The organism is Azospirillum doebereinerae, assembly GCF_003989665.1.
Lineage (GTDB): Bacteria > Pseudomonadota > Alphaproteobacteria > Azospirillales > Azospirillaceae > Azospirillum > Azospirillum doebereinerae.
The window spans coordinates 1-19,663 of the sequence record NZ_RZIJ01000012.1; the positions used below are offsets into that span (position 1 = coordinate 1).

Genomic DNA, 19,663 nt, shown 5'->3' on the forward strand with positions numbered 1-19,663 from the left:
CTGGCTTCCGACTTCCAGAAATGGAAGCTGGTGCCGAGCGGGCGCTGGAGGGCGACGCGGACGTTCTCCAGCACGGTCAGATGCGGGAAGACGGCGGAAATCTGGAAGGACCGCACCAGACCCATCAGCGCGATGTCGGCGGGCTTGGCGCGGGTGATGTCCTTGCCCTTGTAGAGGATCTGGCCGCGCGTCGGCGTCAGGAATTTGGTGAGCAGATTGAAGACGGTGCTCTTGCCGGCGCCGTTCGGGCCGATCAGCGCGTGGATGGTCCCCCGCTTCACTTGCAGGTTGACCTCCTTCACCGCGACGAAGCCCTTGAACTCCTTCGTCAGGCCGCGTGCTTCCAGAATGATGTCGTCGGTCATCGGTTGTGCGCTCTCCTCCCTGGGTCGTCCGCCTGTGTCCGGCGTTTGGTTGTCCGGCGTTAATTCATTGTTTTGAGTGTACATACAACGGACTGTCGGCTCAACGAGCATCACAGCATCCCCCGTTCATTCCCGCAAGCGCGGCTTTCGCGGCGGCGCGGGCGCAAGTCAATCCCGCTTGCCAAAGGGCGGGACGGCTGCGATGGTGTCGGTCCGACGGTGCTCCGGCGTCCGCACAGGGCGTCGGGGATAATAGGGAATGCGGTTCGGGTCCCGGTTGCGGGACCTCATGCCGTTGCTGCCCCCGCAACTGTGTGCGGCGAGTCCCCCTTCACGATGCCACTGGCCCTTGGGAGCCGGGAAGGCGGAAGACATGGGACGGCGACCCGCGAGCCAGGAAACCTGCCGCCGGACCAGAAGACATTTCCCAAACCCGCCGGGTGTGGCGGGAGACCGAGGATGCCACGACCATGACCACCCGTTCGATCCGGACGACCGCCGCCACCTCCGCCCGCACGGCGGTCGCCGCCTTCGCGGCGATGCTGCTGGGCAGCTTCCTGCTGTACGGCGTCGGCTTCGCCCAGCCGCAGCAGATCCACGACGCGGCGCACGACGCCCGTCACTCCTTCGCCTTCCCCTGCCACTGAGCCTCGGTTCATGGATCTGATCCGGCGGCTGTTCACAGCCGCCTTGGTCGCGGGCGTGCTCTCCGGCACGGCCGCTTCCGTCGTTCAACAGACGACCACCGTCCCGCTGATCCTGGAAGCCGAGAAATACGAGGTGGTGACTCCTCCTCCGGCCTCCGCCACCGCGAACACCGCCGCCTCGACGGCCGCTCCGGCCGGGCATGAGCACGCCGCTCCCGTCCGCCAACTGGGCGAGGGTGTGCCCGAATCGGACGGCGAGGCCTTCCAGCGCCTGTGGACGACCGTGGTGTCCAACGTGATCGCCGGCGTCGGCTACGCGCTGGTGATCGCCGGCGTCATGCTGCTGATGGGCCAGCGGGTGGACGCGCGGCGCGGGCTGCTGTGGGGAATCGGCGGTTTCGTCGCCTTCTCGCTGGCCCCGTCGGTCGGCCTGCCGCCGGAACTTCCGGGCATGGCCGGCGCCGATCTGGCGGCGCGCCAGATCTGGTGGCTGGCGGCGGCGCTGTGCGCGGGCGGCGGCATGCTGGCCGTGGCCTTCGCCAAGAACCGGCTGGTGATCGGGGCCGCCGTGGTGCTGGCCGCCCTGCCCCATCTGGTCGGCGCTCCGCACCCCGAATCGCCCGAAGGCGCCTTCCCGCCCGAGTTGGCGGCGCATTTCGTGACCTCGGCGTTGGGGACGGCCGCGCTGTTCTGGGCGCTGCTCGGTGCCGTCTGCGGCGCCATGATGGGCCGCGTGATCGACACCGCCCATGACGAGCCGTAAGGAACCGCCGGCCATGTCCGCATCCCCGAAGGCGGCGACCGGGAAGACCCCGGCCACCGTCATCACCGGCTTCCTCGGCGCCGGCAAGACCACGCTGATCCGTGGCCTGCTGGAGCGGGCCGACGGGCGCCGTCTGGCGCTCATCATCAACGAGTTCGGCGACGTCGGCATCGACGGCGACATCCTGCGCTCCTGCGGCAGCCCGACCTGCACCGAGGACGACGTCATCGAACTGGCGAACGGCTGCCTGTGCTGCACCGTGGCCGACGATTTCGTCCCGGCCATCGAGAAGCTGCTGGCCCGCCCGGACCCGCCCGAGCACATCGTCATCGAAACCAGCGGCCTCGCCCTGCCCAAGCCGCTGGTCCAGGCCTTCCACTGGCCGGCGATCAAGTCGCGGGTCACGGTGGACGGGGTGATCGCGGTGGTGGACGCCGCCGCCGCCGCCGAGGGGCGCTTCGCCCCGGATCCGGCGGCGCTGGCGGCCCAGCGCGACGCCGCCGGCACGGTCGATCACGAGACCCCCGTCGAGGAGGTGTTCGAGGACCAGTTGCTCTGCGCCGACCTGATCGTCGTGAACAAGACCGATCTGGTCGGCCCCGAGGATCTGGCGCGGGTCGAGGATCTGATCCGCAACGCCCTGAACCGCGACGCCAAGCTGGTCCGCGCGTCGCAGGGCGCGGTCGACCCGCTGGTGCTTCTGGGCGTCGGAGCGGCGGTCGAGGACGACCTCGCCAACCGCCCAAGCCACCACGACGAGGAAGAGGGCCACGACCACGACGACTTCACCAGCTTCGTGGTGGAGCTGCCGCCGCAGCCCGACCCGGTCGCGCTGGCGAAGACGCTGGAGGAGGTCGCTGGCCTGCACGGCGTGCTGCGGCTGAAGGGCTTCATCGACGTGCCCGGCAAGCCGATGCGCCTGCTGGTGCAGGGCGTCGGCACGCGGGTGCAGACCCATTACGACCGCCTGTGGAAGCCAAACGAGCCGCGCCGCAGCCGTCTGGTGGTGATCGGCGAGACCGGTCTGGACCGCGACGCCGTGACCCGGGCGATCGCGGGGTAATATCACCCTCTCCCGTCCCGGGAGAGGGAAGGGGCCCGCTGAAAGCGGGAAGGGTGAGGGGCTATCGGGCGTGGTACGAAATCCATGTCCCGCTAGCCCCTCACCCTCCCCACCGCTTCGCGGCGGGTCCCCTCCCTCTCCCGGGGCGGGAGAGGGCATTTTCTTGAACCAAGCAGCAACCGATGCATCTGCTCGCCGCCCGTCAGGACGACCTCGACGCCGGGCCACAGGCCGAAGACCTGGGCCAGTCGCCGGCCGACCTCGTCGTGCTGTCCTTTTCCGACAGCGACCTGACCGCGCTGGCGTCGGCGTGGCGGGCGAACCGCGATTCCCTGCCCTCCCTGCGGCTCGCCAACCTGAACCGGCTGGGGCATCCCCTGTCGGTCGATCTCCACGTCGATTCCGTCGTCGCCAAGGCCAAGCTGGTCGTGTTGCGGCTGCTCGGCGGGACCGGCTATTGGCGTTACGGGCTGGACCGCGTCGCCGCCGTCTGCCGCGCGCGCGGCGTGGCGCTGGCCGTGCTGCCGGGCGAGGCGCGGCCCGACCCCAACCTCGACGGCTTCGGCACCGTCCCGGCCGAGGCCGCGCAACGGCTGTGGCGCTTCTTCAGCGAGGGCGGGCCGGACAACATGGCGAGCCTGTTGGGCTTCGCCGCAACGCTGGCCGGCGTCCCCACCCCCTGGAGCGAACCCGCCCCGGTGCCCCGCTTCGGCGCCCATGACGGCTGGAGCGGCATCATCGCCGGGAACGCCCCAATGACGGCGGTGGTCTTCTACCGGTCGCATCTGCTGGCCGGCGATCTGGCCCCGGTCCACGCGCTGTGCGACGCGCTGGCCGAACGCGGGCTGGCGCCGCTGCCGCTGTTCGTGGCGAGCCTGAAGGAGCCGGATTGCGCCGCCTGGATGCGCGCGACCCTGACCGCGCGCAACGCGGCGCTGGTGGTCAACACCACCGCATTCTCGGCGGCGCGCGACGATTCCTCGCCGCTCGAGGCCAACGGCACGCCGGTTTTGCAGGCCATCCTGTCCACCACGCCGGAGGACGGCTGGCGGGCTTCCTCGCGCGGGCTGGCGCCTTCCGATCTTGCGATGAACGTGGTGCTGCCGGAAATGGACGGGCGGATCATCGCCCGCGCCGTCGCCTTCAAGGCGGCCGGCGAGCCCGATCCCGACCTGCAATTCGCCGTCCCGGCCCTGCGCCCGATCCCCGACCGGGTGGCCTTCACCGCCGACCTCGCCGCCGCCTGGGTGCGGCTGGCGCGGACCCCGCGCGCGCAGCGGCGGCTGGCGCTGGTCCTGTCCGACTACCCCGGCCCCGGCGGCGGCATCGGCCACGCGGTCGGGTTGGACAGCCCGGCCAGCGTCTGCGCCATGCTGGACCGCTTGGCGGACGAGGGTTACGCGTTGTCGGACTTGCCGGACGACGGCGCCGCGCTGATGGAGGCGTTGACCGGACCGCCCAAGGCCACGCTGACGCTCGCTGATTATGAAACGCTGGTTCCCCCCGGAATCCGGGCGCGCGTTGCCGCCGTGTGGGGCGAGCCGGCGGCCGATCCCTCTGTAAACAAAGATGTTTTCGGCTTCCGTATCAAACTCTGCGAGAACGCGGTGGTGGCGGTGCAGCCGAGCCGGGGACACGGCGCGCTGACCACGGCCCAGCACCACGACCCCGACACCCCTCCCAGCCATGGTTATCTGGCTTTCCACCTGTGGCTCCGCTGCCGATTCGGCGTCCACGCCATGGTGCAGGTCGGCGCGCACGGCACGTTGGAATGGCTGCCCGGCAAGGCCGTCGCCCTGTCGGCGGACTGCTGGCCGGAGATCGTCGGTGGCGCCCTGCCGGTGCTGTACCCCTTCATCGTCAACAACCCCGGCGAGGGTGTGCAGGCGCGGCGGCGGTCGGCCGCCGTGCTGATCGGCCACCTCACCCCGCCGCCGGTCGAGGCCGGGCTGCACGGTGACCTCGCTGCATTGGAAACGGCCATCGACGAGTACTCCCAGGCGACCGGGCTGGATCCGCGCCGGTTGGGCCTGCTGCGCGAGACGATCCTCGATCTGGCCTGGACGTCGGGCGTGGCGGCGGACTGCAACCTGCGGCCCGACGACGACCCCGACGCGATCCTCGGCCGGCTCGACGCGCATCTCTGCGACATCAAGGAGATGCAGATCCGCGACGGGTTGCACGTCTTCGGGACCAGCCCGGCCGGCGAGCGCCGCGACCGGCTGACCGCCGCCGTCGCCCGCACCGCCGATCCGCAGGCCGTCGCCCAGGCGCTGGACGCCTGCGGGGATGCCGAGATGCGGGCGCTGCTCGACGGGCTGGACGGGCGCTTCGTCCGCCCCGGCCCCGGCGGCTCCCCGGCGCGCGGGCGGGCCGACACGCTGCCGACCGGGCGGAACCTCTACGCGCTCGACCCGCGCGGGGTGCCGACGCCGACCGCCTGGACGCTCGGCTGGCAGGCGGCGGACGCGCTGGTCGCCCGCTACCTCCAGGACCACGGCGACTGGCCCCGGCGGCTGGTGGTCGATTGCTGGGGCACGCCGACCATGCGGACCGGCGGCGACGAACTGGCCCAGGCGCTGGCGCTGCTCGGCGTGCGGCCGCTGTGGGAGAACGGGTCGGGCCGCGTCACCGGCTACGAGATCATGCCGGCCGGCGTGCTCGACCGCCCGCGCGTGGACGTGACGCTGCGCATCTCCGGCCTGTTCCGCGACGTTTTCCCGCAGCAGATCGCCCTGTTCGACCAGGCGGTTCGCGCCGTCGCCGGTTTGGACGAGGAGGACGGCGTCAACCCGTTGGCCGCGACCGCGCGGGCCGAGGCGGCGCTGCTGGCCGCGTCGGGCGCGTCGCCGGAGGACTCCCGCCGCTGGGCCACCGCGCGGGTCTTCGGCGCGGCGCCCGGCGTCTACGGCACCGCCCTGTCGGGAATGGTCGCGCGCGGCGACTGGGCGACGCGGGCCGATTTCGGCGCGGCCTATCTCGACGGCGGCTGCCACGCCTACGGCGCCGGGCTGGAGGGCGCCGCCCTGCCCGCCCTGTTCCGCCGCCGGGTCGGCGGGGCCGATGCCCTGGTCCACCACCAGGACCAGCGCGAGCACGACGTGCTCTCCACCGACGGATTCATGCAGTACGAGGGTGGCTTCGCCGCCGCCGCCGCGCTGGAGGATTCGGAGCCGGCGCTCTACCACCTCGACAGCGCCGACCCGTCCGCGCTGGCCGTCCGCACGCTGGCCGAGGAGATCGCGCGCACCTTGCGCGGGCGCGCCGCCAACCCGCGCTGGATCGCGGGCATGATGCGGCATGGCTATCGCGGGGCGGCGGAGCTGGCGGCGTCGGTGGACACGCTGTTCGCCTTCGCCGCGACCACCGACGCGGTGCGCCCGGCGCATTTCGACCTGTTGTTCGAAGCGTATGTCGAGGATTCCGCCGTGTGGGACTTTTTGACCCATGCCAACCCGGCGGCCTCCCGGCACATTCTCGCGCGGATGGGCGAGGCGCTCGACCGTGGCCTGTGGCACCCCCGCCGCAACTCCACGGCGGAAGAGGTGCGCCTGCGCCGGGAGAAGGCCGCATGACCAGCATCGTTTCCCCCCGCAACCCGCCGCGCCGTCGCGGCACCTGCCCCGGCGTTCTGGCTCCGATGGAGGTCGGCGACGGCTTCCTGCTGCGCGTGCGCGTCCCGGCCGGGGTGCTGCCGGCGGAGCATGCCCGCCGCATCGCGGAGCTTGGGGATCGTTACGGCAACGGGCTGGTGGACCTCAGCCATCGCGGGAACCTGCAACTGCGCGGGATTCCGGCGGACGGGCTGGAGCCGGTCACCGACGCGTTGCGCGCGATGGGTTATGTTGCCGACGACGCCGCGAGCGAGGCGGTGCGCAACGTGCTGTGCGCGCCCACCGCCGGGCTGGGCGGGGCGGTCGATGTGCGGCCGGTCGCGCGAGCGCTCGACGCGCGGCTGGCCGGGGATCCGGCGCTGCACCGCCTGCCGCCGAAATTCGGCTGGCTGGTCTGCGGCGGTGGCACCGCGCATCTGGGGATGAGCAGCACCGACGTGCGGTTCGACGCGGTGGACGCGGAATGGCTGCGGGTGTCGCTGGGCGGCACGCTGGCCGAGGCCGCGCCGCTGGGGCTGTGCCGGGCGACGGATGTCCCCGAGGTGGCGTCGGCGCTGGGCCGGGCGTTCCTGGAGTTGCGCGCGACGTTCGCTGAGCCGCCGCGCCGCATGGCGGGACTGGTGGCGGCGGTTGGGGGCGAACCGTTTCAGGAACGCTTGTCCCCTTGGCTGTCCCCTCTCCCCCCCGGCGAGAGGGTTAGGGTGAGGGGGAACCGCCCGCCGGACATCTTCGGCTTCGCCGAACCCCCTCATCCCGACCTTCTCCCCAGGGGGGAGAAGGAGACAAAAAAATGGCTGGCCGTCGCCTTCCCCTTCGGCCGGTTGACCTGCGCCACCCTCGCGGCCCTCGCCGGGTTGACGGCCGAACTCCGCCTCACCCCGTGGCGCGCCTTGCTGCTCGTCGATCCGGTGCCGGACGCCGCCCACACCGCAACCGCCCTCGGCGGCATCCTCGCGTCCGGCGACCGGCGTCTCAAGCTGACCGCGTGCAGCGGCATCGGCGGCTGCGACGTCGGCACCACCGACACCCACGCCACGGCGCTGGCGGTCGCGGAACGCGCAGGCCCCTTGCTCGACCACGCACGGATGGTGCATGTGTCGGGCTGCGCCAAGGGCTGCGCCCATCCGGGCGCAGCCGACGTCACGCTGACGGCGCGTGACGGCGTGTACGACGTCGCCCTGAACGCCAAACCCGGAGCGCCCGCGTGGCGCGCCGGCCTGTCACCCGACGACGCGGTCGCCTGCGTCGCCGGCCTGTCCGCTGAGGAGTTGTCCGGTGCCTGAGCCGCTCTACGACTACATTCGCGACGGAGCGGCCATCTACCGCCAATCCTTCGCCACCATCCGGGCGGAGGCCGACCTGTCGGCCCTGCCCGACGACCTCAAGCCGGTGGCGGTCCGCGTGATCCACGCCTGCGGCATGGTCGATGCGGCCAAGGACCTGATGTTCTCCACCGATGTGGCCGGCGCCGCCCGCGCGGCTCTGCGCCAAGGCGCCGCCATCCTTTGCGACAGCGAGATGGTCGCCCACGGCATCACCCGCGCCCGGCTTCCCGCCGACAACCCGGTGGTCTGCACGTTGCGCGACGCGTCGGTCCCCGCCTTGGCGGCCTCCATCGGCAACACCCGTTCGGCGGCGGCGCTGGATCTGTGGAGTGACCGGCTGGCGGGCTCGGTGGTCGCCATCGGCAACGCGCCGACCGCGCTGTTCCATTTGCTGGAGATGATCGCGGCGGGCGCCCCGAAGCCGGCGGCGGTGCTGGGCTTCCCGGTCGGCTTCGTCGGCGCGATGGAAAGCAAGGACGCGCTGGCGGCCAACCCCTTCGGCCTGCCCTATCTGGCGATCCGGGGCCGGCGCGGCGGCAGCGCCATGGCGGCGGCGGCGGTCAACGCGCTGGCGAGCGACGTGGAATGAGCGCGCTTTCCCCCTCTCCCGGCCGGCTGTTCGGCGTTGGCGTCGGCCCCGGCGATCCGGATCTGATGACCCTGAAGGCCGTGCGCGTCATCGGCGCCTGCCCGGTCGTCGCCTATTTCTGCAAGCGCGGCACCAAGGGCCACGCCCGGCGCATCGCCGATTCCGCCATCACCGCCGATCACATCGAACTGCCGATGGTCTACCCGGTGACGGTGGAGCTGCCGCCCGGCCATCCCGACTACGGCCGCCAGATCGAGGCGTTCTTCGACGAGTCCGCCGAGCGCATCGCCGGGCATCTGGCCGCCGGCCGCTCGGTCGCGGCGCTGAACGAGGGGGATCCGTTCTTCTACGGCTCCTTCATGCACCTGTTCCTGCGGCTCTCCGCCCGCTTCCCGACCGAGGTCGTGCCCGGCGTGACCAGCATGGTGTGCAGCGCCTCGCTGCTGCCGCGCCCGCTGATGCTGCGCGACGACGTGCTGTCGGTGATCCCCGGCACGCTGGACGAGGAGGCGCTGGTCCGCGCGCTCACCCACGCCGACGCCTGCGTGGTGATGAAGCTGGGCCAGAACCTGCCCAAGGTCCGCCGCGCCATCGCCGCCGCCGGGCTGGCGGAGCGCGCGTGGTACGTGGAGCGCGCCAGCATGGACGAGCAGCGCTTCATGCCCTTCCTGGAGGCGCCGGACAGCGCGCCCTATTTCTCGCAGATCGTCATTCCGGGCGACGGGAAGCGCGGCGGGCTTCCGGAATGAGCGGGGGCTGGCTGAAAGTCGTCGGGCTCGGCCCCGGCCCGGAGGATTGGCTGACGCCCGAGGCGCGGCGCGATCTGGCCGAGGCGACCGACCTCGTCGGTTATTTCCCCTATGTGGACCGCGTGCCGCCGGGGCCGCAGGTGCGCCACGCCTCGGACAACCGGGTGGAGTTGGACCGCGCCCGCTTCGCGCTGGATCTGGCGGCGGGCGGGCGGCGGGTCGCGGTGGTGTCGGGCGGCGATCCCGGCATCTTCGCCATGGCCGCCGCGATCTTCGAAGCGCTGGACGACCCGACGGCCCCGGCCGCGTGGCACGCCGTGCCGCTGGCGGTCGATCCCGGCGTGTCGGCGATGCAGGCGGCCGCCGCGCGGGCCGGGGCGCCGCTGGGGCATGATTTCTGCGCCATCTCGCTGTCCGACAACCTCAAGCCCTGGGACGTGGTGCTGAAGCGCCTGCGGCTGGCGGCGGAGGCGGATTTCGTCATCGCGCTGTACAACCCGATCTCGCGCGCCCGGCCCTGGCAGCTCGGCGCCGCCTTCGACGCGTTGCGCGACCTCCGCGCGCCCGAGACCCCCATCGTGCTGGGCCGCGCCGTCGGCCGCCCCGACGAGGCGCTGACGGTGACGACGTTGGGCGCGGTGGAGCCGTCGCAGGCCGACATGCGGACGCTGGTCATCATCGGCGCGTCCCACACCCGGCTGGTGCCGCGCGCGGACGGCGGAACGCCCTGGGTGTACACCCCCCGCCATTACCGGGGGTGAGGGATGCTGCCGACTATTCTCCCCGCGAATCTAATGCCCTCTCCCGTCCCGGGAGAGGGAAGGGGCCCGCCGCACAGCGGTGGGAAGGGTGAGGGGCTATGGGCCGTGGTACGCAATCCATGTTCCGATAACCCCTCACCCTCCCCGCTTCGCGGGTCCCCTCCCTCTCCCGGGGCGGGAGAGGGCGTTAGAGGCGGGACAGCGTCAGGCCATACCCTCCAGCCACGCCACAGCCGCATCGACACCGTGCAGTTCCTGGACGCCGTTCCCAGCCGGCCGCTCCACCATCACGACCGGCAGGCCGAGCCGTCGCGCGGCCTCCAGCTTCGCGTCGGTGGCGGCGCCACCGCTGTTCTTGCTCACCACCACGTCGATGTCATGCTTCCGCATCAGGGCGACCTCGGCCTCCACCGTGAACGGCCCCCGGTCGAGGATCAGCGTCGCGCGCGGCAGGGCCGGCATCGGCTCCGGCGGATCGACGGCGCGGATCAGGTAACGCTTGTCCGGCACCGCCTCGAAGGCCGCGACCTCCTGCCGGCCGATGGTCAGGAACACGCCCTCCCCCAAGCCGCGCAACGCCTGGGCGGCGGTGGCCATGTCCGGCGAGCCGATCCAGCGGTCGCCCTCCCCGGCCACCCACGGCGCGCGGGTCAGCAGCCGCAGCGGCACGCTTCGCCGCGCGCAGGCCGCCGCCGCGTTGGCGGAGATCTGGTCGGCGAAGGGATGCGTGGCGTCGATCACCGCTTGGATTCCCTCCGCCTCCAAATAAGTGGCCAAGCCCTCCACCCCGCCGAAGCCGCCGATGCGGGTGGGCAGCGGCGGCAGCGCCGGGTTCTTCGTGCGCCCGGCCAGCGACACCGCCGCGTCAATGCGGTCATGACCGGCGAGCCGCCGCGCCAACGCCGTCGCTTCCGTCGTGCCGCCGAGTATCAGGACCTTGAGCACCGCTTCCCCCTTCGTTCGGACCGCCGCCATGGATAGCACGTCGCCGCCGCGTTGGCTGTCCGTCGTCGGGCTGGGGGAGGACGGCTGGGACGGGCTGTCCCCCGCCGCGCGCGCCGTGGTCGAGCGCGCCGAATTCCTGATCGGCGGCGCCCGTCACCTGTCGCTGATTCCCGCGATCGCCGGGCAGGAGCGTGCCGCTTGGCCCTCCCCGCTGACCGACGCCTTCCCGTCCCTGCTGGCCCGGCGCGGGCAACGGGTCTGCGTGCTGGCGAGCGGCGATCCCTCCTGGTACGGCATCGGCGCCACCCTGTCGCGGATCGTTCCGGCTACGGAAACGATGCTGATTCCCGCCGCCTCCGCCTTCAGCCTCGCCGCCGCGCGGTTGGGCTGGCCGGTGCAGGAAACGGTGTGCCTGACCGTCCATGGCCGCCCGCTGGAGTTGGTCGTTCCGCATCTGCAACCGAATGCCCGGCTGCTGGTCCTGTCCTGGGACGGAACGACTCCGGCCAAGCTGGCGGCCCTGCTGCGCGCGCGTGGCTTCGGCGCCTCCCGCCTGACCGCGCTGGAGGCGATGGGGGGTCCGCGCGAATCCCGCACCGAAGCCACCGCCGAGAGCTGGACCGCCGAGCGGATCGCCGACCTCAACACCGTGGCGGTGGAGTGCATTGCCGCCCCCGGCGCCCGAATCTTGCCGCGTGCGCCCGGCCAGCCCGACGACTGGTTCGAGCATGACGGCCAGATCACCAAGCGCGAGGTCCGCGCCGTCACCCTGTCCTTCCTGGCGCCGCGCCGGGGCGAGTCGCTGTGGGATGTCGGGGCCGGCTCCGGCTCCATCGGGATCGAGTGGATGCTGGCCGATCCGGCCAACCGCGCGGTCGCCGTCGAGCACCGCGAGGACCGCGTCGCCCGCATCCTGTCCAACGCCGCCGCCTTCGGCGTGCCGGGGCTGGAGGTGGCGCGGGGCAAGGCGCCGGGCGCTCTGGCCGGGCGCACGCCGCCCGACGCGGTGTTCATCGGCGGCGGGGTGACCAACGAGGGCGTGCTGGACGCCTGCTGGGACGCGCTGAAACCCGGCGGGCGGCTGGTCGCCAACGCGGTCACGCTGGAAAGCGAGGCGGTGCTGTTCGACGCCCACAAGCGGTTGGGCGGTGAGCTGTCGCAGATCGCGGTGGCGCGCGCGGCGCCGGTCGGCGGCTTCCGGGGCTGGCGGCCGTTGATGCCGGTCACGCTGTGGCGGGTGGACAAGCCATGATCGCCGCCGGTCTGGGCTGCCGCCGGGGCTGCGGCTGGGAGGAGATCGCCACCCTGGTCGCCGCCGCCTTCGACGAGGCCTCGCTTGGCGCCGCCGCGCGCCGGGGCGTCCTGCTGGCCGCGCCCGCGATGAAGCGGGAGGAGGCCGGCATGGCCGAGGCCGCCCGCGCGCTGGGATTGACGCTGACTTTCCTCGACGAGGAGGCCCTGGTCGCGGCGCAGGGCCGCGTGCAGACCCGCTCGGCCACCGTGCTGGCGGCGGTCGGGCTGGCGAGCGTGGCCGAGGCCGCCGCGCTGGCCGCCGCCGGGCCGGGCTCGCGCCTGCTGCTGCCCCGCCGTTCCACCCCGCGCGCCACCGTCGCCCTCGCCGTTTCGGAGACCCGATCATGACCGTTCACTTCATCGGCGCCGGGCCGGGCGCCCCCGACCTGCTGACCCTGCGCGGGCGCGACCTGATCGCCGCCTGTCCGGTCTGCCTCTACGCCGGCTCGCTGGTGCCGAAGGAGATCATCGCCCACGCCCCGCCGGGGGCGCGGGTGGTGGACACGGCCCCCATGACGCTGGACGGCATCGTCGCGGAGTTCAAAGCCGCCCACGCGGCGGGCCACGACGTGGCGCGGCTGCATTCGGGCGACCTGTCGGTCTACAGCGCGCTGGGTGAGCAGACCCGCGCGCTGCGGGATCTCGGCATCCCTTACACGATCACGCCCGGCGTTCCGGCCTTCGCGGCGGCGGCGGCGGCGCTGGGGCGCGAACTGACCCTGCCGGAGGTCAGCCAGACGCTGATCCTGACCCGCACGGAGGGCCGCGCCTCGGCGATGCCGGCCAACGAGACGCTGGAGGTGCTGGGCGCCTCTGGCGCGACCCTGGCGGTCCACCTGTCGATCCACGCCATCGACCGGGTGGTGGAGCGGCTGACCCCGCTCTATGGCCCCGGCTGCCCGGCGGCGGTGGTCTATCGGGCGAGCTGGCCGGAGCAGCGGGTGCTGGAAGGCACGCTGGCGAACATCGCGGCGCGGGTGGCGGAATCGCCGATGGAGCGCACCGCGCTGATCCTGGTCGGCCCGGCGTTGGGCTCGGAGGATTTCCGGTGCAGCGCGCTGTACGACGGCAGCCATGTGCGCCGGTACCGGGGGCTGGGGGAGTGAGGGGGATGTCTGGCGAGGAGCGTCCGGCAGGCGGATCCCCCTCACCCTCCCCTCTCCCCAGGGGGGAGAGGATCAAGCGCCAGGAGGATGGCGAGGCGTCACCAGCCCTTGGCCTGTCCGACGACATTGCCCTGTCGGTCGGTCACCAGCACCTCGACGGCGACCGGGGCGCGGTCCAGCACCTCCAGCGCCGCAGCGCGCGCCAGTTCCGCGACGCGGTTGCCCAGCGGCAGACCGGCGGCTTCGGCCATGCCCAGCACCTGCGCGGCGGTGTTGGCCTGCCGTGCCTCCGCGATCAGCTCCGGCGTCGCGCCCAGCTCCGCCAGCCGCTCGGCCAGCCAGTCCAGATCGACGCTGCCGCGCTTGGAGTGCAGATCCATCAGCCCGCGCGCCAGCTTGCCGAACTTGGCGAAGCCGCCGCAGAGCGTCAGCCGGCCGACGGGGTGCCCGCGCAGGTATTTCAGCGTCCCGCCGGCGAAATCGCCCATGTCGATCAGCGCCTGCTCGGTAAAGCCGTAGCGCGCCGTCACCGCCTTCTCGGACACGTCGCCGGTGCAGGCCGCCACATGGATCAACCCGGCGGCCCGCGCCACGTCGATTCCGCGCTGGATCGACGCGATCCAGGCCGCGCAGGAATAGGGAACGACGATCCCCGTCGTGCCCAGGATCGACAGCCCGCCCAGAATGCCGAGCCGCCCGTTCATCGTGCGCTTGGCGAGCGTCGCGCCGTTCTCCACCCCGATCTCGACCACCAGATCGGCCGGCTGGCCGGCGGCGCGCGCCACCCCGGTCACCGCCTCGCGGATCATCGCGCGGGGAACCGGGTTGATCGCCGGCTCGCCGACGGGCAGCGGCAGGCCGGGCAGAGTCACCGTGCCGACGCCCTCCCCGGCGCGGAAGGTCACGCCGCTGCCGGGAATTCCACGCCACACCCGCGCGCGGACCAGCGCGCCATGCGTCACGTCGGGGTCGTCGCCCGCGTCCTTGACGATGCCGGCCGCCGCCCACGCCCCGGTTTCGCCGTCCGCCCCGCGCGCCGTCCAGGAGAGCGCGAAGGCGGGCGTCTGGCCACCCGGCAGGGTGACCGTCACCGGATCGGGGAACGCCCCGCCGAACAGGGCCTCGGCCGCCGCCTTGGCCCCGGCGGTGGCGCAGGTCCCCGTCGTCCAGCCGCGCCGCAAGGGTGTATCGTCGTCACCCACGCCGCCTTCTCCGTCGCCTGAGCCTCGAGTCCCCGTCCATGCCCACCGTGCCCAACTCCACCGAGACCACGTCCATCGGGCCGCTGCCCGACTCCGTACTGGTTCCCTTCGCTCCCGGCAGCGTCTGGCTGGCCGGTGCCGGACCCGGCGACCCCGGCCTGCTGACCCTGCTGGCGCTGCAAGGTCTACGGCAAGCCGACGTGATCGTCCACGACGCGCTGGTCGGTGAACGAATCCTGGAGCTGGCGTCGAAGACGGCAAGGCTGGAGTTCGCCGGCAAGCGCGGCGGGCGACCCTCGGCCCATCAGGACGACATCACCAGCCGCCTGATCGAGCTGGCGAAGGAGGGCCACCGGGTGCTGCGGCTGAAGGGCGGCGACCCCTTCGTCTTCGGGCGCGGCGGCGAGGAGGCCCAGGCGCTGGCCGCGGAGGGAATCCCCTTCCGCATCGTGCCGGGGCTGACGGCGGGGATCGCCGGGCTGGCCTATGCCGGAATCCCGGCGACCCACCGCTCCGCCAACCAGGCGGTCATCCTGGCGACCGGCCATTCGCTGGGCGGCGGGCCGGACTGGCGGGCGCTGGCGGCGACCGGCGCGCCGCTGATCCTCTACATGGCGTGGAAGGCCCTGCCGGCCATCGCCGCCGAGCTGATGGCCGGCGGCCTCGCCCCCGACACCCCGGTTGGCGTGGTGACGGAGGCGACGACCCCCAACCAGAAGACGCTGGTCACCAGCTTGAGCGCCTGCGTCGCCGATCTGGCGGCGAGCGGGCTGGAGCCGCCGGCCATCATCGTCATCGGCGAGGTGGTGCGGCTGCGCCCCGTGCTCGACTGGCTGCCGCATCATGGCTAAGGGGCTCATCGTCGCCGCGCCGGCCTCGGGCACCGGCAAGACCACGGTCACGCTGGGGCTGCTGACGGCCCTGCGCGAACGCGGCGTGCGCGTCGGCGCGGTGAAGTCCGGGCCGGACTACATCGACCCGGCCTTCCATCAGGCCGCCACCGGGCGCCCGAGCGTCAACCTCGACACCTGGGCGATGGGGCCGGATCTGCTGGACGGGCTGGCCGCCCGCGCCGGTCTCGGCGCCGACCTGCTGGTGTGCGAGGCGCTGATGGGCCTGTTCGACGGAGTCGCCCGGATCGGCGCCACCGGAACCGGCTCCACCGCCGAGATCGCGGCGCGCACCGGCTGGCCGGTCCTATTGGTCGTCAACGCCAAGGGGCAGTCGCAATCGGCCGCCGCCCTGGTCAAGGGCTTCGCCGGCTACCGCGACGACGTGCGGATCGGCGGAGTCGTGCTGAACAACGTCGGTAGCCCGCGCCACACCGCGCTGGCCGGCGGCGCCATCGAGGCGTTGGGCATCCCGGTGCTGGGCTCCCTGCCCCGCTCGCCCGACGTGGCGCTGCCCGAACGCCATCTCGGGCTGGTCCAGGCGGGCGAGACCGACGATTTGTCGGAGCGGCTGGCGGCGCTCGGCCGCTTCGTCGCCGCCCATGTCGACGTGAACCGGGTGGCGGCGCTGGCGACCGCATCCACCGCCGGGCCGGGGACCGACGCGCCGGCCATGCCGCCGCTGGGCCAGCGGATCGCCCTCGCGCGGGACGCCGCCTTCACCTTCGCCTACCCGCATCTGCTGGAGGGCTGGCGCCGGGCCGGGGCGGAGATCCTTCCCTTCTCCCCGTTGGCCGACGAGGCGCCTCCCGCCAATTCCGATGCCGTCTATCTGCCGGGCGGCTATCCGGAACTGCACGCCGGGCGCATCGCGGCGGCGGCCCGTTTCCGCGCCGGGCTGGTCGCGGCGGCGGAGTGCAAGCCGGTCTACGGCGAGTGCGGCGGCTACATGGTGATGGGCGAGACCCTGGAGGACGCCGAGGGCCATGTCCACGCAATGGCCGGGCTGCTGGGGGTGCGGACCTCCTTCGCCAAGCGGCGGCTGCATCTGGGCTACCGCCGCGCCACGCTGCTGGCGGACGGGCCGCTGGGGCCGGCGCGCGGCGTGCTGATGGGGCACGAGTTCCACTACGCCTCCACCGTGGCGCGGGGCGACGACGCGGCCCTGGTGACGGCCAGTTCGGCGGACGGCGGGGACCTCGGCGCGCTCGGCGGGCGGCGGGGCAACGCGATGGGGTCCTTCTTCCACCTGATCGCCCGCGGGGTGTGACGCGATGGCCCCTGATACGATGGCCCCTGATATGATGGGCGAGTCCTTCACCGAGGCGGAGCGCGAGGCGCTCTACAAGGCGATCTTCTCGCGGCGCGACGTGCGCGGGCAGTTCCGGCCCGATCCGGTGCCGGACGACGTCCTGCGGCGCATCCTGCTGGCGGCGCACCACGCGCCCTCGGTCGGCTTCATGCAGCCGTGGAACTTCATCGTCGTCACCGACCCGGCGGTGAAGGCCCGCATCCACGCCGACTTCGCCCAGGCCAACGAGGAGGCGGCGGCGCTGTTCGAGGGGGAGCGCCGGTCGCTCTACAGCCGCCTGAAACTGGAAGGGATCCGCGACGCGCCGGTGAACCTCTGCGTCACCTGCGACCGCGAGCGCTCCGGTCCGGTGGTTCTGGGCCGCACCCACATGCCGGCGATGGATTTGTACAGCTGCGTCTGCGCCGTGCAGAACCTGTGGCTCGCCGCGCGGGCGGAAGGGCTGGGCGTCGGCTGGGTCAGCATCCTGCACGAGGAGGCGCTGAAGGGCGCGCTCGGCATCCCCGACCGCATCGTCCCCATCGCCTATCTGTGCATCGGCTCCGTCAGCCATTTCGAGCCGGTGCCGGAACTGGAGACCAAGGGCTGGCGCCGACGCCTGGATCTGGACGATCTGGTCTTCCGCGACCGCTGGGAGCAGCGCTGAACCGGCTTCCGATCCGGGCAAAGAAAAAAGGCCGCGGAAGAACCGCGGCCTTGAAGTCTAGGGAGGAAACGCCCCGAGAATGGGCAGACGCAGAATATGCTGCGACGCACACCAAGTGGTATTACCAATGCCGAATGGGAGCCTTGCGGTTGACGCATGGCGCCGATGATCCGTATGCGTGCCAAGCAAACCGATCTCCGGCGGTTGTTTAAAAAATTTCATAAATCCGCAGCGCTGGAGTCATCGCCCTCCCTACTATGCTGATCAGGGTCGCAACCTTCAGGACGTGGGGGCAACGGCGGCCCGCGCCGGGGCACCGGCGCTCACCGACCACAGGGTGCGGACAACCGATGGCGATCTCCCTCCTGCACAGCCTGACGCTGAAGCAGGCGCTCCACGCGATCCTCGCCGCCTTCGTGATCGGCTTCGGGGTCACGGCGTTCGAGTTCGGCTGGACCGCGAGCCGCGAGCGGACCGTCACGTTGCACCGGATCGGCGAGGTCGCCATGCTGATGGACGGCACCGCGACCACCGCCGCCTGGACGCTCGACCACGCGCTGGGGGAACAGGTGCTGGACGGTGTGCTGGCGGTGCGGGTGGCCGGCTGGGCGGAAATCCGGCTCGACGACGGCACGTTGCTGAACCGGCGCGCCCGCCCGCCGGGCGAACAGAGCGCCCTGCAACGGATGGTCCATACGCTGCTGTTCCGGGACGAGCCGGCGGTGGAGCGCGCCCTACTGCCGCAGAACGAACGCAACGGCCGGCAGGCCTTCGCCCATCTGCGCATCGGCGTCGACACCGCCGAGGTGACCGAGGGCTTTCTCGATTACGCCGCCCGGACGCTGGTCGTCGGCCTGCTGCGCAACCTGCTGATCGGTCTGGCGATGGCGCTGGTCTTCCACCGCCTCCTCACCCGCCCGCTGGTCCGCATCGGCCGCGCGGTGGCGCGGATCGACCCGGAACAGCCGCACGCGCAGCCCTTGCCGGTGCCGCGCGGCCACGCGGACGACGAGCTGGGCTACGTCGTCGCCCGCTTCAACGAGACGCTCGGCCTTCTGGAGCGCGAGCATGGCGAACTGCGCCGCATGGCGACGCGCTGCGCCCTGACCGGGCTGGCGAACCGGGCGCTGCTGATCGACCGGCTCGGCCACGCCCTCGACCTCGCCGGGCGCTCGGGCGGCCGGGTGGCGGTGCTGTACCTCGATCTCGACCGCTTCAAGCGGATCAACGACAGCCTGGGCCACAGCGTCGGCGACGCCCTGCTCTGCCGGGTGGCCGAGCGGCTGGGCGAGAGCGTGCGGCGTTGCGACACGGTCGGCCGGCTGGGCGGCGACGAGTTCATGATCGTGCTGGAGCGGGTCGCCGATTCCGGCGAGGCCGCGACGGTGGCCGGTCGATTGCTCGACGCGCTGGCCGGGCTGACGCTGGTGGCCGAGCACCGCGTCCACATCACGGCCAGCGTCGGCATCGCCCTGCACCCCGACGACGGCGCCGACGAACAGGGGCTGATGCGGATGGCCGACGCGGCGATGCAGGCGGCCAAGGCCGAGGGCGGCGGGCGCTTCGTGTTCTACACCCGCGACATGACCGAGCGCGCCATGGCCCGGCTGCGGCTGGAGGCCAGCCTGCGCGAGGCGACGATCCAGCGCGGCTTCGAATTGGCCTACCAGCCGAAGATCGAGGCCGCCACCGGCGAACTGACCGGCTTCGAGGCGCTGATCCGCTGGCGGCACGAGGGCGCCACCATCCCGCCGATGGAGTTCATCCCCGTCGCCGAGGACACCGGCCTGATCATCGACATCGGCGCCTGGGTGCTGGACGAGGCCTGCCGGACGGCGGCGCGCTGGGCGTTGGACCACGGCGCGGTGGCGGTGGCGGTGAACGTGTCGGCCCGGCAGCTCGCCGATCCGGCCTTCGCGGCGCTGGTCGAGGACACCTTGCGCCGCCACGGCACCAGCCCGGAACTGCTGGAGATCGAGATCACCGAGACCGTCATCATGAAGGACGTGCGCCATCATCTGCCGACGTTGAACCGGCTGCGGGCGCTGGGGGTGCGGATCGCCATCGACGATTTCGGGACCGGCTATTCCTCGCTGGCCTATCTGCGGCAACTGCCGGTGGACGTGCTGAAGATCGACCGCAGCTTCGTCAACGACCTGCCGCACGCCCCCGACATCGCCTCCACCGTCATCGGTCTGGCGCAGCGGCTGGGTCTGTCCACCGTCGCCGAGGGGGTGGAGACGGTGGAGCAGCAGCGCTGGCTGGCCGAGGCCGGCTGCGACCATCTGCAAGGTTACCTGATCTCCCGCCCGCTGTCGGCCGACGCGGCGGAGGCCATGGTGATGGCCAACTTCGCGCTGGCCGACGACATGGCGATGACGGCGTGAGCAAGG

18 protein-coding genes and 1 riboswitch are annotated in these 19,663 nt (G+C 72.4%); of the genes, 15 read left to right on the plus strand and 3 right to left on the minus strand.

The window, feature by feature from the left end; translation table 11 throughout:
* The coding region (locus tag EJ913_RS15650; protein WP_126999484.1) for an ATP-binding cassette domain-containing protein at positions 1 to 365 on the minus strand (365 nt) is incomplete at its 3' end.
* A 200-nt stretch (positions 366 to 565) separates the two neighbouring features.
* Positions 566 to 789: riboswitch (cobalamin riboswitch) on the plus strand.
* Positions 790 to 835: 46 nt separating this feature from the next.
* Here EJ913_RS15650 and EJ913_RS15655 point away from each other — a divergent pair.
* The 8 genes from EJ913_RS15655 to cobJ all read left to right on the plus strand — a co-directional run bounded on the left by EJ913_RS15655 (position 836) and on the right by cobJ (position 9,876).
* Positions 836 to 1,012: a CbtB domain-containing protein gene (locus EJ913_RS15655; RefSeq protein WP_126999486.1), complete on the plus strand. Its 177-nt coding sequence runs from the start codon at positions 836 to 838 to the stop codon at positions 1,010 to 1,012.
* A 10-nt stretch (positions 1,013 to 1,022) separates the two neighbouring features.
* Complete coding sequence (locus EJ913_RS15660) at positions 1,023 to 1,775, plus strand: CbtA family protein (protein ID WP_126999488.1); 753 nt, start codon at positions 1,023 to 1,025, stop codon at positions 1,773 to 1,775.
* Positions 1,776 to 1,788: 13 nt separating this feature from the next.
* Positions 1,789 to 2,838, plus strand: a complete 1,050-nt coding sequence (gene cobW / locus EJ913_RS15665; protein WP_126999490.1) for a cobalamin biosynthesis protein CobW — start codon at positions 1,789 to 1,791, stop codon at positions 2,836 to 2,838.
* 182 nt (positions 2,839 to 3,020) lie between these two features.
* Positions 3,021 to 6,413, plus strand: a complete 3,393-nt coding sequence (gene cobN, locus EJ913_RS15670; protein WP_126999492.1) for a cobaltochelatase subunit CobN — start codon at positions 3,021 to 3,023, stop codon at positions 6,411 to 6,413.
* Complete coding sequence (cobG, locus tag EJ913_RS15675; RefSeq protein WP_126999494.1) at positions 6,410 to 7,735, plus strand: precorrin-3B synthase; 1,326 nt, start codon at positions 6,410 to 6,412, stop codon at positions 7,733 to 7,735. The genes cobN and cobG overlap by 4 nt, the downstream gene beginning before the upstream one ends.
* Entirely contained in the window at positions 7,728 to 8,366 is a 639-nt protein-coding gene (locus EJ913_RS15680) for a precorrin-8X methylmutase (RefSeq protein ID WP_126999496.1), read from the plus strand. The genes cobG and EJ913_RS15680 overlap by 8 nt, the downstream gene beginning before the upstream one ends.
* Positions 8,363 to 9,115: a precorrin-2 C(20)-methyltransferase gene (locus tag EJ913_RS15685; RefSeq protein ID WP_126999498.1), complete on the plus strand. Its 753-nt coding sequence runs from the start codon at positions 8,363 to 8,365 to the stop codon at positions 9,113 to 9,115. Before EJ913_RS15680 ends, EJ913_RS15685 begins: the two co-directional genes overlap by 4 nt.
* Positions 9,112 to 9,876 carry a precorrin-3B C(17)-methyltransferase gene (gene cobJ / locus EJ913_RS15690; RefSeq protein WP_126999500.1) on the plus strand — a complete coding sequence of 255 codons (765 nt, stop codon included), beginning with the start codon at positions 9,112 to 9,114 and terminating at the stop codon, positions 9,874 to 9,876. Before EJ913_RS15685 ends, cobJ begins: the two co-directional genes overlap by 4 nt.
* Before the next feature lie 204 nt (positions 9,877 to 10,080).
* On the opposite strand, the gene EJ913_RS15695 is transcribed toward cobJ, so the two are convergent.
* Complete coding sequence (locus tag EJ913_RS15695) at positions 10,081 to 10,821, minus strand: cobalt-precorrin-6A reductase (RefSeq protein ID WP_211098966.1); 741 nt, start codon at positions 10,819 to 10,821, stop codon at positions 10,081 to 10,083.
* A 28-nt stretch (positions 10,822 to 10,849) separates the two neighbouring features.
* Between EJ913_RS15695 and cbiE the strand changes: the two genes are divergently transcribed.
* The 3 genes from cbiE to cobM are packed head-to-tail and all read left to right on the plus strand — an operon-like array spanning position 10,850 to position 13,220.
* Entirely contained in the window at positions 10,850 to 12,073 is a 1,224-nt protein-coding gene (gene cbiE, locus EJ913_RS15700) for a precorrin-6y C5,15-methyltransferase (decarboxylating) subunit CbiE (RefSeq protein WP_126999504.1), read from the plus strand.
* Positions 12,070 to 12,462 carry a cobalamin biosynthesis protein gene (locus EJ913_RS15705; protein ID WP_126999506.1) on the plus strand — a complete coding sequence of 131 codons (393 nt, stop codon included), beginning with the start codon at positions 12,070 to 12,072 and terminating at the stop codon, positions 12,460 to 12,462. Before cbiE ends, EJ913_RS15705 begins: the two co-directional genes overlap by 4 nt.
* The gene (gene cobM, locus EJ913_RS15710; protein WP_126999508.1) at positions 12,459 to 13,220 is read left to right on the plus strand and encodes a precorrin-4 C(11)-methyltransferase; all 762 of its coding nucleotides are present in this window, start codon (positions 12,459 to 12,461) and stop codon (positions 13,218 to 13,220) included. Before EJ913_RS15705 ends, cobM begins: the two co-directional genes overlap by 4 nt.
* Before the next feature lie 98 nt (positions 13,221 to 13,318).
* Here cobM and EJ913_RS15715 read toward each other — a convergent pair whose 3' ends face one another.
* The gene (locus tag EJ913_RS15715) at positions 13,319 to 14,422 is read right to left on the minus strand and encodes a cobalt-precorrin-5B (C(1))-methyltransferase (RefSeq protein WP_126999510.1); all 1,104 of its coding nucleotides are present in this window, start codon (positions 14,420 to 14,422) and stop codon (positions 13,319 to 13,321) included.
* 38 nt (positions 14,423 to 14,460) lie between these two features.
* Between EJ913_RS15715 and cobA the strand changes: the two genes are divergently transcribed.
* The 4 genes from cobA to EJ913_RS15735 all read left to right on the plus strand — a co-directional run bounded on the left by cobA (position 14,461) and on the right by EJ913_RS15735 (position 19,657).
* Entirely contained in the window at positions 14,461 to 15,273 is an 813-nt protein-coding gene (cobA, locus tag EJ913_RS15720) for a uroporphyrinogen-III C-methyltransferase (protein ID WP_126999512.1), read from the plus strand.
* Complete coding sequence (locus tag EJ913_RS15725) at positions 15,266 to 16,582, plus strand: cobyrinic acid a,c-diamide synthase CobB (RefSeq protein ID WP_126999514.1); 1,317 nt, start codon at positions 15,266 to 15,268, stop codon at positions 16,580 to 16,582. The genes cobA and EJ913_RS15725 overlap by 8 nt, the downstream gene beginning before the upstream one ends.
* Positions 16,583 to 16,586: 4 nt before the next feature.
* Positions 16,587 to 17,270, plus strand: a complete 684-nt coding sequence (bluB, locus tag EJ913_RS15730; RefSeq protein ID WP_238520372.1) for a 5,6-dimethylbenzimidazole synthase — start codon at positions 16,587 to 16,589, stop codon at positions 17,268 to 17,270.
* A 350-nt stretch (positions 17,271 to 17,620) separates the two neighbouring features.
* The gene (locus EJ913_RS15735) at positions 17,621 to 19,657 is read left to right on the plus strand and encodes a putative bifunctional diguanylate cyclase/phosphodiesterase (protein WP_126999516.1); all 2,037 of its coding nucleotides are present in this window, start codon (positions 17,621 to 17,623) and stop codon (positions 19,655 to 19,657) included.
* Positions 19,658 to 19,663 lie beyond the last annotated feature (6 nt).

Bases quoted from the DNA above. Each gene is read 5' to 3' on its own strand.
- EJ913_RS15655 (WP_126999486.1), top strand. From the start codon at position 836: ATGACCACCCGTTCGATCCGGACGACCGCCGCCACCTCCGCCCGCACG.
- EJ913_RS15660 (WP_126999488.1), top strand. From the start codon at position 1,023: ATGGATCTGATCCGGCGGCTGTTCACAGCCGCCTTGGTCGCGGGCGTG.
- cobW (WP_126999490.1), top strand. From the start codon at position 1,789: ATGTCCGCATCCCCGAAGGCGGCGACCGGGAAGACCCCGGCCACCGTC.
- cobN (WP_126999492.1), top strand. From the start codon at position 3,021: ATGCATCTGCTCGCCGCCCGTCAGGACGACCTCGACGCCGGGCCACAG.
- cobG (WP_126999494.1), top strand. From the start codon at position 6,410: ATGACCAGCATCGTTTCCCCCCGCAACCCGCCGCGCCGTCGCGGCACC.
- EJ913_RS15685 (WP_126999498.1), top strand. From the start codon at position 8,363: ATGAGCGCGCTTTCCCCCTCTCCCGGCCGGCTGTTCGGCGTTGGCGTC.
- cobJ (WP_126999500.1), top strand. From the start codon at position 9,112: ATGAGCGGGGGCTGGCTGAAAGTCGTCGGGCTCGGCCCCGGCCCGGAG.
- cbiE (WP_126999504.1), top strand. From the start codon at position 10,850: ATGGATAGCACGTCGCCGCCGCGTTGGCTGTCCGTCGTCGGGCTGGGG.
- EJ913_RS15705 (WP_126999506.1), top strand. From the start codon at position 12,070: ATGATCGCCGCCGGTCTGGGCTGCCGCCGGGGCTGCGGCTGGGAGGAG.
- cobM (WP_126999508.1), top strand. From the start codon at position 12,459: ATGACCGTTCACTTCATCGGCGCCGGGCCGGGCGCCCCCGACCTGCTG.
- cobA (WP_126999512.1), top strand. From the start codon at position 14,461: ATGCCCACCGTGCCCAACTCCACCGAGACCACGTCCATCGGGCCGCTG.
- EJ913_RS15725 (WP_126999514.1), top strand. From the start codon at position 15,266: ATGGCTAAGGGGCTCATCGTCGCCGCGCCGGCCTCGGGCACCGGCAAG.
- bluB (WP_238520372.1), top strand. From the start codon at position 16,587: ATGGCCCCTGATACGATGGCCCCTGATATGATGGGCGAGTCCTTCACC.
- EJ913_RS15735 (WP_126999516.1), top strand. From the start codon at position 17,621: ATGGCGATCTCCCTCCTGCACAGCCTGACGCTGAAGCAGGCGCTCCAC.